This window comes from Sphingobacterium sp. B29 (assembly GCF_001952815.1).
Classification (GTDB): Bacteria; Bacteroidota; Bacteroidia; order Sphingobacteriales; family Sphingobacteriaceae; genus Sphingobacterium; species Sphingobacterium siyangense.
The window spans coordinates 4353994-4369121 of sequence record NZ_CP019158.1 but is presented as its reverse complement, the minus strand read 5'-3'; the positions used below and the strand labels follow the sequence as shown (position 1 = coordinate 4369121).

Annotated in this window: 9 protein-coding genes; all 9 read right to left on the bottom strand. The window is 40.2% G+C overall.

What is annotated here, in order from left to right:
• Positions 1–211: 211 nt before the first annotated feature.
• The gene (locus BV902_RS18785; RefSeq protein WP_075994868.1) at positions 212–1081 is read right to left on the bottom strand and encodes a DMT family transporter; all 870 of its coding nucleotides are present in this window, start codon (positions 1079–1081) and stop codon (positions 212–214) included.
• Positions 1082–1372: 291 nt separating this feature from the next.
• Positions 1373–2809 (bottom strand): efflux transporter outer membrane subunit, encoded by a 1437-nt coding sequence (locus BV902_RS18780; protein WP_075993257.1) that lies wholly within the window; start codon positions 2807–2809, stop codon positions 1373–1375.
• Between the two features lies 1 nt (position 2810).
• Positions 2811–5972, bottom strand: a complete 3162-nt coding sequence (locus BV902_RS18775) for an efflux RND transporter permease subunit (protein ID WP_075993256.1) — start codon at positions 5970–5972, stop codon at positions 2811–2813.
• A 122-nt stretch (positions 5973–6094) separates the two neighbouring features.
• Positions 6095–7144 (bottom strand): efflux RND transporter periplasmic adaptor subunit, encoded by a 1050-nt coding sequence (locus BV902_RS18770; RefSeq protein WP_216640377.1) that lies wholly within the window; start codon positions 7142–7144, stop codon positions 6095–6097.
• A 312-nt stretch (positions 7145–7456) separates the two neighbouring features.
• A complete protein-coding gene (locus tag BV902_RS18765) occupies positions 7457–8218 on the bottom strand; it encodes a LytR/AlgR family response regulator transcription factor (RefSeq protein ID WP_075993255.1) in 762 nt (253 codons plus the stop codon).
• Entirely contained in the window at positions 8218–9321 is a 1104-nt protein-coding gene (locus BV902_RS18760; RefSeq protein ID WP_075993254.1) for a sensor histidine kinase, read from the bottom strand. Before BV902_RS18760 ends, BV902_RS18765 begins: the two co-directional genes overlap by 1 nt.
• A gap of 384 nt (positions 9322–9705) precedes the next feature.
• Positions 9706–10188 (bottom strand): DUF4822 domain-containing protein, encoded by a 483-nt coding sequence (locus BV902_RS18755; RefSeq protein WP_075993253.1) that lies wholly within the window; start codon positions 10186–10188, stop codon positions 9706–9708.
• A 286-nt stretch (positions 10189–10474) separates the two neighbouring features.
• The gene (locus BV902_RS18750) at positions 10475–11920 is read right to left on the bottom strand and encodes an efflux transporter outer membrane subunit (RefSeq protein WP_157626139.1); all 1446 of its coding nucleotides are present in this window, start codon (positions 11918–11920) and stop codon (positions 10475–10477) included.
• A 6-nt stretch (positions 11921–11926) separates the two neighbouring features.
• On the bottom strand, positions 11927–15115 hold the full coding sequence (locus tag BV902_RS18745; RefSeq protein ID WP_075993252.1) for an efflux RND transporter permease subunit: 3189 nt from the start codon (positions 15113–15115) through the stop codon (positions 11927–11929).
• Between the last annotated feature and the right edge of the window lie 13 nt (positions 15116–15128).

The following is a 15128-nucleotide window of genomic DNA, read 5'->3' as shown; positions in this document are numbered from 1 at the left end:
TATATAATAAATTGCTTGACCGGTTGTGCCGGTTTTGGAATTAAAACCCGAACCGTCTCATAAATATAAGGCTTTGTTGAAAATGACACACATTTTTCTTTTCAACATGTTTTTTCGGGGCTACCTGTTTATCGGGGCTACCTGCTTGGCAAAAGGAGGAAACAATATTCATTTCCCAATCTTCGTTGGACTGGGAAATGAATGGAGGTTGTTAAGCGCTCTTTTTACTGCTGATCCAATACTGCAATAACACAGATGAAACAACCAAAAACAGTCCAACATAGAAGGATAGGTTTAATTCTCTTGCTTCATTAAGAAGTAAAAAAGCAATCAAAATAGCATATACTGGCTCAAGATTTAAGCTTAAGTTCAATGTAAATGCTGATATCTTCTTTAAGATTTCTGTAAATGCGAGATAGACTCCCACAGTGCAACATAAAGATAGGATGATCAGATAGAAAATATCCAGGGCATTGGGAATAAAAGTGCTGATTGGATAGTGCTGAATGTAAAAAGGAAGTAGACATGCCAGCCCTATTGTTCCACCGATCATTTGATAATAGTTAATGCATATTGCATTGTACTTTTTGGTCAATTTTTCATTGTGAACCGCATAGAGTGAGGCAAAAGCCGGAGAAATTATCCCTAAGACTATGCCAAGCTGGTGTGAGGTATCGAAGTGAAATATCAGTGCTATCCCACACAACGTAAGTCCACTCAACAGAAGTTCAGACAATCTGAATTTCGTTTTATTGATCATCGGTGCAAAAATAGCGGTGAAAAAACTTGCCATACAGTAGCAGATCACGCCGATGGAAATGTTTGAATATTTGATGCTAGCATAGAATAATAGCCAGGATGCTGTCAATAGTAGCCCATTTTTTGCAATATGCAGTTTCTCTTTGAACGTAAAATCTGTAGGTATTTTATACCATTTTAGAATAAAAAATAGGATAACGGCAGCTAAAAATACACGGTACCATGTGAGTATCCCCTCGTTAAGTGAAATCAGTTTTCCAAATACGCCAGATAGTCCCAGGCACAGCACAGCGAGGTGCAGCATGAAATATGAATGTTTCATAAGAAATTGTCTTCCAGTTCCGTCCATTAAGGACGAAAGGTGTTAAATCATAAAATTGATCGTAAATAAGAAGCACAGCAAATTGGTCCATTTCTGGTATTGGGCTTCAGTAATATAGAGAAAAAATATTACGCTATTGGAGGGGGAAGACAACTCGTTCTATTCATCATATTTGTATTTACCCGAAGATAGGAAATTTTGGGCGCAGCTGCAAAAAAGGAATGAAAAAGCCCCTAGAAAGTCTTTGGTTCTAGGGGCATATATTTAGTCAGTTGCCTTTATTTTGTGATTCTATGGCGTATTTGGCGGTAAAGTATCTGTTCCGCCACCCAGTGCACGGTAAAGATCTATGGCTGCGTTGAGCTTTTCCCGTTTTACTGTAATACGTTCCAAATCATTTTGTAGCGCATTGTTTTGGGCAGTTATCACTTCCAAATAGTTTGCCATCCCACTTTTATAAAGTAAGGCTGCATCAGCGGTGGCTTTGGCGAGGGCATTTGATTTGGCATGGATAAGTTGCAGGCGCTGTTCCGTATGTTTGATTTTTGCCAAGGCATCCGAAACTTCTGAAACTGCAACCATAACCGACTGTTTAAACTGCAATGCTATCTTTTCGCGTTCGATGACCGATATCTCATAGTTTGTTTTTAAAGCACCTTTCTGAAAAATTGGCTGTGCAATATTCCCCGCTATTGTTTTCACAATCGAACCTGGTAGATCAAACCATTTGTTAAATTGAATGGAGTTTGTACCAATGGATGGTGTCAAGCTTAGGGAAGGGTACATCGCTGCTTTGGCGAGTCCCATTCTGCTTGTGGCAGCCACAACCGCGTATTCAGCTGCTCTGACATCTGGTCTGCGGCTCAAGAGTTCGGCCGGCACCCCTGTAGCAAGTCCGTCTCCAACAATCGTATCATCTAAACTTGCTGTACGTTGAATGCCCTGGGGGAAACCTCCGCAAAGAATGCTCAGTGCATTTTCTTCTACAGCCATGTTTTGATGGGCTAGGGGAATCAACAATTCAGCAGTTTTCTTCTGAGCTTCGGCTTGCTCCACGGCAAGCGAACTGACCAGTGATGAGTTGTATTGCAAACGTATCATATTCAGTGTGCTGTCGCTCAATTGAACATTTCTTTGCGCAATCTTAAGCTGCTCATCCAAAGCAATCAGATTATAATAGGACTGGATGACCTGTACAATCACCCGGGTTTTCAGAGCCGATAAATTTTCCTTTTGGCCAAAAAAATTGGCCATAGATTCCTCTTTTTGCATTTTTACCTTTCCCCAGATATCGGCTTCCCAAGACAATCTGAGCGTGGCACTATAATCGTCCATATAAGGTGTCCCGATAAATTGGTCACTCAGCGAGCCATTCAAGGAGTTGCTCGATAACCAGGTTCTATTCGCTCCAACGCTTAAATCAGCTGTTGGCAGTAACCCTTTCTTAGACTGCTTGTACGCGAGTTCCAATTGTTGCATGTTGAGGAGTGCAACATTGACGTCTGTATTGTTGGATAATGCCTTCTCAATGAGTGAGGTCAACAAGGGATCCTGTACAAAGTTACGCCAGGATAGCTGTAGCGTATCAGACGTCAGGACAACCTCGCTGTTTTTGAAATTTTCGGGCATGGCTATCTCCTGACCTGTGTATTTTTTGCCCACACTGCATGCGGACAATAACAGGGAACTGCTTGCGAAAATTGTTATATAGTGATGAAATTTTTTCATTTTAATCGTTTGTATTGTGTACTGTATTGTCCGTAAGCTTTTTACCCGAAACTTTTTCTTGCAAATATTGGAACACCAGGTATAGCAACGGTATGATGATTACCCCAAGGATAACACCGCTTAACATACCCATTGCTGCTCCGGTACTGATGGAATGGTTACCTGTAGCCGTTCCGCCGGTCGCAAACATCAAGGGGACCATACCCGCAATGAAAGCCAATGAAGTCATCAAGATTGGGCGTAGACGAGCTCTTGCGCCTTCTAAAGCCGAATCAATGAGTGAGGAGCCTGCTCTTCTCCGCTGTAAAGCAAATTCAACAATCAAAATGGCATTTTTTGCCAAAAGACCGATGAGCATGATCAAGCCGACCTGGACGTAGATATTGTTGTCCAATCCAATGGCACGTGTTCCTAGGAAAGAACCGATCATACCTGTTGGGATTGATAACAGGACGGCAAGGGGCAATAAATAACTTTCATACTGTGCTGATAGTAAGAAATATACAAATAGTAAGCTTAATGCTAGGATAAGCACAGTCTGATTGCCCGAAGACTTCTCTTCCAAGCTAAGTCCCGTCCATTCGTAGCTATAGTCTCCCGGTAACTTAGTCAATACATTTTTCTCCAATGTTTCCATGATCGCACCATTACTGATACCAGGCGTACTAACCACGTTTATCGTGAGTGAATTGTATAAATTATAACGGGTTACCGACTCAGGACCATAAACTTTACGAAGTGTAACCAAAGTGTTCACCGGAACCATTTGGCCAAGATTATTCTTGACAAATATTTCGTTGAAGGCTTCTTTATCGGTTCTATAGATGCCATCTGCTTTAACTGCTATCCGATAGAATTTACCGAAACGATTGAAATTCAATGATTGGTCACCCGCAAAGTAAGTTTGAACGGACGAAAGCATTTCACTGACATCTACGCCAAGTTGGGCAGCTTTGTCTTCATCTACTTCTAACTCCATCTGTGGATAATCTGCTCTGAACATGGTATAGGCAAACTGTACCCCTGGTTGTTTCATAATCTGCGCAATAACGGAGTCAGACATTGCTTTGAGCTCTACCGGTGATTTACCAGCTCTGTCCTGCAAAACGAGTTCCGCGCCATTCATCATACCATAACCATCAACAGGAGGGGAGCGAAAGGCCATTGCGTTACCTTCTTTGACACTGGATAATTTTTGTGAGATCACTTGGTGAATCTGATCGATATCGTTCATCTCACCACGTTTCTTTTTATCTTTCAGACGTATGAATCCTGTTGCATAGGCTGCGCTGGAGTTGTTACCGATCATATTGAATCCAGTAATACTTGTATGGCTTTCAATAGAAGGGATATCGGCAAGTAGTTTTTCGATTTTTTCTACTGCTTTTGTGGTTCGATCAAGTCCCGTTCCTGGGGGCATTTCCAAACTGTATACAACAAAGTTATCATCTTCCATTGGTACAAAACTTTTGGAAGTGCTTGTCATGAGGTATCCGGCAATGCCAATTGTAGCCAGGATCAAAAGTGCCGAAATCCATTTTTTCTTTGCCAGGAATTTTAATGAACCAACGTATCGGTTGGTCATGTTTTCGAAGCCAGCATTAAACGCTTTGAAAAAACGTTGAGAAAATCCTGTTTTTGGGGTCTGCCCATCGTGATTTTCGGCGTGCGTATTTTTAAGCAATAATGCGCAGAGTGCCGGTGTCAGTGTCAATGCATTGATCGCAGAGATCACAATGGCGATAACAAGGGTATAGGCAAACTGTTTATAAAACATGCCCGATGAACCTGTCATAAATCCAATGGGAATAAAAACTGCACACATGACCAAGGTAATGGAGATTACAGCCCCTGTGATTTCACTCATGGCACTATGGGTAGCCTGCTTACCGGTTAAGTTGGAAGTCTCCATCTTTCCATGTACTGCTTCGACAACGACAATTGCATCATCGACAACGATACCAATGGCGAGTACTAAGGCAAATAACGTCAATATATTGATGGTAAAGCCAAACACCAGCAGGAAGAAAAAAGTACCTACGATGGCTACCGGAACTGCGATTGCTGGAATAATAGTCGACCGTATATCCTGCAGGAACAAAAATACAACGAGGAAAACCAAAATGAAGGCTTCAATCAATGTCGAACGTACTTGTGCCGTACTTTCATCCAAGCGTTCTTTGGTACTGATCAATTTAAAAATCTTGATCCCAGGAGGGAAAGAGCGTTGTGCTATTTCAATCTGTTTATCGATTCCGATTTCAATTTCATTGGCGTTGGAGCCTGATGTCTGGAATATACCAATGGTAACTGTATTGAGGCCGTTATTTTGCGAATTACCACTATAACTGATCGAGCCAAACTCGATACGTGCCACATCCTTTAAGCGTACGATCTGAACGTCATTGTTTTTGACGATAATGTTTTCATACTGTTCAGGAAGGTTCTTTTTCCCTTTATAGCGTATGACATATTCCAGTGGTGCTTTTGATTCTTCCCCTAATTTTCCAGGTGCAGATTCCAAACTTTGTTTGGAAATTGCAGCAATGACTTCTTGTGGCACAAGTCCATAACTCGCCATTTTTTGCGGATTCAACCATACACGCATCGAATAGTCTTTGGAACCGAATACCATAGCCTGACCAACGCCAGGTACACGCTTGATCTGTGGGATCAAGTTGATGTTCACATAATTCTGTAAAAATAGTTCATCATATTTTTTATTATCTTCTGTATAGATATTAAATATCATGATCATACTATTTTGTTGCTTGGAGGTCGTTAATCCCATTCGGACAACTTCCTGTGGCAGGATAGGAGTAGCCTGTTGTACTCTGTTTTGCACATTAACGGCTGCCTGATCTGGATTTACACCTGCTTTAAAGACAATGCGTACAGAGAATGTACCGTCATTACTTGCAGTAGATGTAATGTATTCCATGTCCTCCACACCATTGATTTGCTCTTCAAGGGGTGTAACAACTGATCTCAATACTGTTTCGCTATTTCCTCCGGGATAGCTTCCGGTAACTTGAACCGTGGGCGGGGCGATATCCGGGAATCGCGTTTGAGGCAGCCTAAAAAGACCGATGACCCCCAGTATGACAAATATGATAGATATAACAGTTGCCAAAACTGGCCTGTCAATAAATTTCTTTAACATTTTAGTTTAAATTTTATAAAGCTTTTAGTACCGTTTTTTTCCAAAAGTGAATACTGAATGTATAGGCTTGTTGCCTTGCCTTTCTTTGAGCAGTTCAGCTTTTGCTATACCTGCTATCCTTGTTACATGGTGGATTTTTTAGTCGGTTGAACTTGCATTCCATCATTAAGCATATCAATTCTATTCATAACGATTTTTTCACCAGCTGTGAGTCCCGATTTTAGTAAATAGGCGTTAGCGGTATTTCCTGCAATTTCAATCTGTTTCATGGAAATTTTATTTTTCTCACCAATAACATAAACGAAATAGCGGTCTTGAATATCCTTGACAGCGGCCATAGGTACCAACAATACGTTTTCATGCGCTTTTTTCAAGATTACTTTTGCTGAGCCACCCGAACGGAGAATTTTTTCGGGATTGATGAAACTTGCTTTAAGTGCCATGCTTCCTGTTGTTCTGTCGATGTTACCACTGGCTAACTCTACTTTCCCCGAATGGTTGTATGCTGTTCCATCAGCCAGTAAGAGCGTTGCTTGTTGATTGGATGATTTGTTATTCTGATCTTTGATAAAGGCTATAAAGTCGGCCTCACTCAATGAAAAATACACATTTACGGTATTGATTTCAGATAGCGTTGTTAAAGGTGTCGCGTCTGCTGCGGTAATTAAATTTCCGATCCGATTAGGAATACGGCCGATATAACCACTCACTGGCGCATTGATCAACGTAAATTTGGCATTTATTTGAGATGAACCGAGTGCAGCTTGTGCTTGTGCTACCTGTGCTTTAGCTGCAGCATAATTGGCCTCTGCAGTTTTTAACTGTAATTCGGTATACACTTTACCTTCAACAAGTGGTTTGATTTTTTCAATCTCCAATTTAGCGTTTTGTTCTGCCGATAAAGCAGCTTGGTAAGCTGCCTTGCTGTTGTTTACTTGTTCGTTGTAGACATCAGCTTTTATTTTGAAAAGGGGTTGACCCTGGGATACATAGTCTCCTTCTTTGACATAAATCTGCTCGAGATACCCCGTTACCTGCGCTTTGACATCGACGTTGACGGTCCCCTCTAATGTACCAGGATATTTTTTTTTCGGTCTCCGCGTGGGTAGGAGATAATTCGATAAAGTCAACAGTAACTGCCTGCTCTTGCGGTTGTTCTTGGTTGCCTCCACAGGACGATAATAATGCTGCTGCTGTAATAAGTGTAAGGAAAGGTTTTAAAGTCATCGTTCTTTGTGCCATTTTATCATTTTATAATGAAACAAAGAAAAGAATTCTTTTAAGCCGTAAGGCAAAGAAATCTACCGAGACGTTACAATTGCTTACTGAAACGTATCAGTGATGATCTGAATTTTACGATATTAAATGGTCCGATCCGATTGTGTTGGAAATATTGGTCTTACCGATTGACATCCCCTTCTTCATCGCGAAAAACTTACTTTACCTTTCTGACGAAAAAAGGAGTAAGCGGATCAGTTTTAATATTAATAGTCTAACCAATTTTTTAGCAGTTGAGCCTTTTCTCTGCTCACAAGGATTTCCACTTGATCGTTATTTTTAATTTCTATTTTTAGTTTTCCGTTGAAGTGGTTATGTAATCTTTTGATCGCATCTATATGCACAATGAATTGCCTGTTGGCGCGAAAAAATACTTTTGGATTTAATTGCTGTTCGAGTTCTTCCATTGTTTGAGGGACAATTTCGACAGTGCCACATTTGAGTTGCGCATGGGTAAGTTTAAATTCGGAGTAGAAGTATAATATCTCTTCAACAAGAACGGTTTTATAGCCGTCTTTGAATGGAATTAGAAAGCGTGAGCGAAAATCTTTCGGATAGATAAAATCCAATAAACCTTGAAGCGGTTGTTGGTTGATCTGGAGATCTTTTTGATAGTCAAGTTTTTGGATGGCGTTTTCCAGCTCTGTTTTTTCTACAGGCTTAAGCAAATAATCTATGCTATTGAATTTAAAGGCCCTCACAGCGTATTCGTCAAATGCTGTTGTAAATATGATTGGGCAATCTATTTTTATAGTCTCTAATATTTCAAAGCTTAAACCATCGGATAGACGAATATCCATCATCACCAGGTCGGGAAGTTCATTGCCATTGAACCAGTTGATGCTATCAGCGATATTATCCAGCACATCTAAAATAACGATGGATGGCTTTATTTCCTTCAAAAGTCGTTTTAAACGATCGGCATTGAGTTTTTCGTCCTCGATGATTAATACTTTGGTTATATTCATTATGCTTGCGCTAAAAGTGGGAGGATAACGTTAAATGTTTTGCCATCATTCTTTATTTGCAGTTTTAAGTTGGATAGCAAATCGTATCTCTTAATGATGTTTGAAATCCCGATTCCCGATGATTCGGATACATTCTCAATAGGGATTAATATATTTTCAACAACAAGTTGATTCTGGGAGTTGGTGTATACCTTTATTTTCAGCGGTTTTTTCTTATTTGTCTGATTATGCTTTAATGCATTTTCTACCAATAATTGTAAGGTAAGGGGAGGTAATTGGCAATTGCGTTTGGCGGGATTGACGTTTATTTCGAAGTTTACCCCATCGCCAAATCGGTTTTTGATGAGAAATATGTATGAATTTAGAAAGTTGAGTTCTTCTTCGAGTGAGATAATGTCCTTTTTGGAATTGACAAGAAGGTAGCGATATATTTTGGAGAAGTTTTCTGCATATTCATAGCCTAATTGTTGGTCTTCGAGGATGATTTCTGAGAGCACGCTCAGGTTATTAAAGACAAAATGGGGGTCGATCTGTAATTTTAACGATTGAAGTTCTGTTTCAAGAATGACCTGATCGAGCTTTGCCGCACGCATGGACTCATTTTTCCAGTTAGTGATCAAATGACTACCAATATTGATCCCCATTATCATGAGCGCAATCAATACACTGATTGTAATGTTTTGAATCATCCCCCTTTTTTCCTCCAAAGATGGGGCTATAGTAACATTTTGAGGTCCAAAATAATATTTTGAAATCAGGTACTCCAGCAGTAAATTGATAAAGAGTACTGCAAAAAGGTTGATGACGGTTTCAAGTAGAAGTCGCTCTGTCGGACTATCTTTCCAAGTTAAGAACTTATTAAGCTTGTCATGGACAATGATGCTAAATTCGGAAATGATAAAGCTGTAAATGATCGTAAAGGTCCATTCACCGAGTATTTCGAACATATTCCGTTTAAAATAGCCATCCCAGCAAGTCGAGAAAGGATCAATAATATAGGCGACGAGATAAATAAGCAGAAAGGACAGAAAGGTAAATATCAGCCTTTTTTTATTTGTACTAATTAGAGTCTTATCGTTTTTATAGATCGCTATATCCTGCATTCTTTTAACTTATATGTATCGGTGAAATCTATGCAAATTTCGTAATTCCTTTTAGTATTGGACGACAAATTTCTGCTGAAGCGTATAAAGCCCCGACTGAAATATCAATTTGATGTACTCAGACGTATATTGACGAAGGTCGATAGATTATCTTGCCTTGGCATATCAGAATATACTTTTTTATGAAATTCGGATGTTCTGTTTTTTAATGGATTGTAAATCTTGTTGTTATTGGTTTTTTGTTATCGGTTGATCTAACAGTGTCAAAGAATGACTTTGGAGATGGGGTTCGTTTTTAGCTATAAACAGAAAGGCTTGACATCATTTCGTCAAGCCTTTCTGTTTTATTGAGGTAACTATTTTTTCGATGTGTTATCCTGTAAATTATTTTGGCTCTTGATGTGTTGTTGGTGTATGGATAATATCGAAATAGATTGTTTTGTCATTAGCGTTTGGATAAACTCTATACGTGAATTCTTTCTTCGTTAATACGGTAATATCAACCACACGAGTAAACAATGTTTCACCAGCAGCATTTTTAGCAACAATTGTTCTCGTTTTACCATCTGCAGATACGGTCCAGTCGCCGTGCATTTTGGGAGAATTGTCAAGATTGAACATTGTAAATGTACCGTCAGATTTGAAATAAGCAAATCCTACAAAATTTGACACGTTAGCATCTGTTAACACTACACTTTCTCCTTTATTATTCTTTGCGTTTGTTGTTTCCCAGGGTGTACTGGCTAATATTTCACTTGGTGTAAGCTGTGGTTCAACAACAGTTTCGTCATCTTTACTGCAGCTCATCGCTACTAACGTGCTTAAGGCGATACATACCGCTAATGCAATTTTTTTTAAATCTCTCATTTTATAAAATTTATATGATGTCACAAAAGTAATCGCATTGTTTCAGCTGCATTTGTCTCTTTTATTCCAAGGTTTGAAGGATTTATAAATTGAATGAGATCGCGTTGTAGAAGAAGGTTAAACAAAAGAAAAAGCTTGCTTTTAATTTGCTTTGAAGTATGCTTCACATGGAAACAAATTAAAGGTGATGGAAGCATGCGCTTTGGATAAAATAAAACAGGGGACCCTAAGGCCCCCCATCTACCAGATATGTATAATAAAATTAGAAAATTGCTTTTTTACAGCACTAATTGTTGCTCCATCCACCACCTAATGAACGATACAGGTCAACAACTGCAGAAAGCTCCGCTTTTTTTACCTGAGCAAGTTCGAGCTCACTTTGCAAGATATTGCTTTGTGCCGTAATTACTTCCAAGTATGTGGCCATTCCTGTTTCAAATAAAAGATTGGCGTGCTTCGTTGCTTCCTTTAGACGCGTCGTTCTATCCGAAGTAATCTTTTGTTTTTCTTTCAATTTTTGAATTGAAATTAAAGCATCGGAAACTTCTCCAGCTGCTGAGATTACTTTTTGCTTGAAGATCAATACGTTCTTTTCTTGTTCGACACGTGCCAGTTCATATTGAGTTTTCAATTCCTTCCGCTGTAAAATTGGCTGCGTAATACTTCCTGTAATTGCCCCAAATAATGAAGCCGGTAAGTTGAACCAATTGCTTGCCTTGAATGCATTTACGCCTGCTTCGGCGCTAATAACCAAGGAAGGATACATGCGTGCCTTTGCGTATTGTTGATAAGCTTGTGAGGCTGTAATAGCCAGTTCAGCTTGTTTTACATCCGGACGATGACTTAACAAATCGGCTGGGACGCCAGTTGCTAATTCTTCGGGGAATTGAATACTCGACAATTTCCCCGCTATTTTAATTTCCTGCGGGAGTTTTCCGCTAAGAATCTGAATGGCATTTTCCTGAATACGGATCTGTTGTTCAAAGTCGGGGATCAAGGCAGCTGCAGACAATCGCTGCGCATCGACCTGTTCCAATGCAAGCAGCGTAATGTCACCAACTTCATATTGTTGCTGGACAATACGTAAAGTTGTATCGCTCAATTGCAAGTTTTGTTTGGCGATATCACGCAATTGATAAAGCATCAGTAGTTGATAATAACCTTGTGCAACTTGTGCAATTAATTGGGTTTGAATTACTTTTTTCGCTTCTTCTGTCTGTAGATAGGAAGCTAAAGCAGCGATATTTTGATTTTTGATTTTACCCCATATGTCGGCCTCCCAGGATAAACCTAAGGATGCCGTATAATCTTCCACATGGTGTTGGCCTAAAAACTGCCCCAGGCTCAATCCATTCATACTGTTATTGGATGGGTTGGTGCTATTTCCGCGGATCTGTAGCTGGGCCGTGGGAAGATAGTTAGCTTTTGCCTGTTTCAGGCTCAGTTGAGACGCTTCTATATTTTTTAGTGCCAGTTGCATATCTAAGTTATGTTGTATAGCACTATCGATCAAGGTTTGTAAGACTTGATCCTTAAAAAAATTACGCCATGGAATAGAACCTATGCTAGTTTCCTGCGGAGCTTTAGCCTGGTCGCGGTACTGTTCGGGCAAGTTGGGGGCAAGGTGTTGATTGCTGACCAACTTATCTGTTTTGCAAGACCATGCGACAAAAGATAAGATGAAAACCGTCAGTAATTTTGATTTACTATTGATATATTTAAATGCTGTCATGATGTACTAATTGTTTGTATGCACGGGTATTTCCAATGAAACGACATCGCTTTCATGTTGTTTTTGCCGTGGAGTACCTCCGATTTTCTCTTGGATAAATTGGAAGAAAATAAAAAGAATAGGGATGATAAAGAGTCCTAAAACTACTCCAGTGAACATCCCACCCGCAGCGGCGATACTGATTGAGTGATTTCCTTGCGCTGATGGACCTACCGCTGTCATCATTGGAATCATACCAACGATAAAAGCTAAGGAAGTCATAATAATAGGTCTCAAACGTAATCTCGCTGCTTTAAGTGCGGCACTAGGAATTGATAGTCCTTGTTTACGCCCTTGGATGGCAAATTCTACGATCAGAATGGCATTTTTGGCCAATAATCCAATCAACATAACGAGTGCGACTTGTACATAGATGTTGTTGGCAATATCAGTGAAGCTAATTGCTGCGAAGACCCCAAATATACCTGTAGGAATAGAGAGAATAACCGCCAATGGAATGATATAGCTTTCATATTGTGCTGCAAGCAGAAAATAAACGAAGATCAGACAGAGAATAAAAATCAATGTGGATTGGCCTCCTGAGACAATTTCTTCTTTAGTCATACCTGAGAACTCATAAGTAAATCCGGTCGGCAATTGTTGTTTTGCAACTTCTTCAACTGCACGGATAGCATCTCCAGAACTATATCCTGGTTTTGGTATCGCATTTATTCCAATCGAATTAAATAAGTTGTAACGAGATGCTGTTTCCGGACCATATACACGTTCTAATTTGACTAATGTATTGATGGGAACCATGTCTCCCAATCTGTTTTTTACAAAAATACCGTCCATTGAAGTTGGTTCACTTCTATCCTTGGCATCAGCTTGGACCATCACACGATAATACTTTCCAAAACGATTAAAATCTGAGGCTTGGGCACTACCAAAATAGGCTTGCATAGTCTGTAAGATGCTTTTTGTGCTTACGCCAAGTTGTTCTGCTTTGATATCATCTACCTGGAGTTCATATTGTGGATAATCCGCTTTAAAGGTTGTGAAAGCCATCATAATTTCTGGACGTTTCATCAATTCGCCAATAAACTTTTGGCCTATGCCACTGAATTTTCCGAGTTGTCCACCGGTCCGGTCCTGCAGTACCATATCCAGACCATCCACGTTACTGAATCCTGGGACAGTAGGGAAGGTAAAGACAAAGAAATTTGCGCCTTTGATATTTGCCAAGCGCTGATTGACATCGGCCATAATAGCATTGATGTCTTTTATCTTACCACGTTCTTCATGTGGTTTAAGGAGGATAAATGCAACACCTGCTGATGGACTTGTGGATTGTGTCAAAATATTGAAACCAGCAAGTACATTTAAAGTTTTGGTAAAATCAGCATGTTGAAGTTGCTTCTCTGCTTCGGCTAATGCTCCGGAGGTACGATCCAAAGAAGCACCTGCTGGCATAGATAAGGATATGGCAATGAATCCTTGATCCTCTGATGGGATGAATCCAGTAGGTGTTTTACGGATCATAAATACAGTCAAAAGTAGGGTAATTCCCAATCCTGCAAATGCAACCCATTTATAACGGATCAAGAAGCGTAAACTACCTAAATAATTCTTCGTCAACCGATCAAATCCAACATTGAATCCAGCGAAGAAACGCTCTTTGAAATTAAGGCTTTTAGCCTCAGAATGACCATGATGCGTTGGTTTTAAGAAGAGTGCACATAACGCAGGACTTAGTGTCAAGGCATTGATTGCTGAAATAACGATTGCAATCGCCAAGGTGAAAGCAAATTGTCTATAAAATACCCCGGTTGAACCTTCCATAAAGCCGATGGGAAGGAATACGGCAGACATCACCAATGTAATCGAGATGATGGCGCCTGTGATTTCACTCATGGCAGATGTCGTAGCAAGCTTAGGCGGGAGATTTTCATGCTCCATCTTGGCATGAACAGCCTCCACGACCACAATCGCGTCATCGACGACAATCCCAATGGCTAGCACCAGAGCAAACAAAGTCAGTAGATTGATTGAAAAGCCGAAGAGCTGCATGAAGAAAAATGTTCCCACGATGGCTACCGGTACCGCAATCGCTGGTATCAATGTCGATCTAAAATCCTGAAGGAATAGAAAGACAACTAAAAATACCAGTATAAATGCTTCAACTAGTGTATGTTTTACTTGGTCAATAGATTGATCAAGTGCATCTTTTGTGTTGTATAAAACGAGATATTTGACACCTTTTGGAAAGCTTAAAGAGGCTTTCTCCATGAATTTTTGAATGGCAATCTGAATTTCATTTGCATTCGAACCTGCAAGCTGCATTACCCCAATATTCAATCCTGCTTTACCGTTGATGCGCGTATGACTCGCATAGGTATAAGATCCCAGTTCGACACGAGCGACGTCTTTGAGTTTTAATACAGAACCGTCTGTATTGGAGCGGATAATAATATTTTCGTAATCACTTGGCTGGTTGAGTTTACCTTTATATTTGATTACAAATTCAAAAGCTTCACGGCTGCTCTCTCCGAATTTACCCGGAGCAGCTTCGACGTTTTTATCTTGAATGGCGGCCATTACTTCCTCTGGCGTTAATTTATAGGTAGCCATTTGATTTGGATTGAGCCATACACGCATGGAGTAGTCTTTGCTACCACCAAATGGCAATGCTTGTCCAACCCCAGGTATCCGTTTCAGTTCAGGAATAATATTGATCTGGGCGTAATTGGTAATAAAGGTCTGATCGTATTTACTCTGATCTTCCGTGTAAAGGTCCAATACCATGATCAAGCTGTTTTGCTGTTTTGCCGTGGTGATCCCGGCTTGTACAACCTCAGCCGGCAATTGGCTGGTTGCTTGAGCCACACGATTTTGGACGTTTACAGCAGCTTGGTCAGGGTCTGTACCAAGTTTAAAATATACCGTAATCATTAACGAACCGTCGTTGCTGGCGGTAGAGCTCATGTAGCTCATATTTTCAACACCGTTGATTGACTCTTCTAGTGAGGGGGCTACGGCACGAAGGACCGTTTCGGCATTTGCCCCGGGATATAAAGCCGTTACTTGCACCGCGGGCGGTGCAATATCGGGAAACTGCTGCAAAGGCAGTTTTAGGATACCAATCACCCCCAATATGACAAGTAATATGGAGATAACGGTAGCAAGTACAGGTCTTTCTATAAATTTCTTAAGCATGTGATTTTCTAAT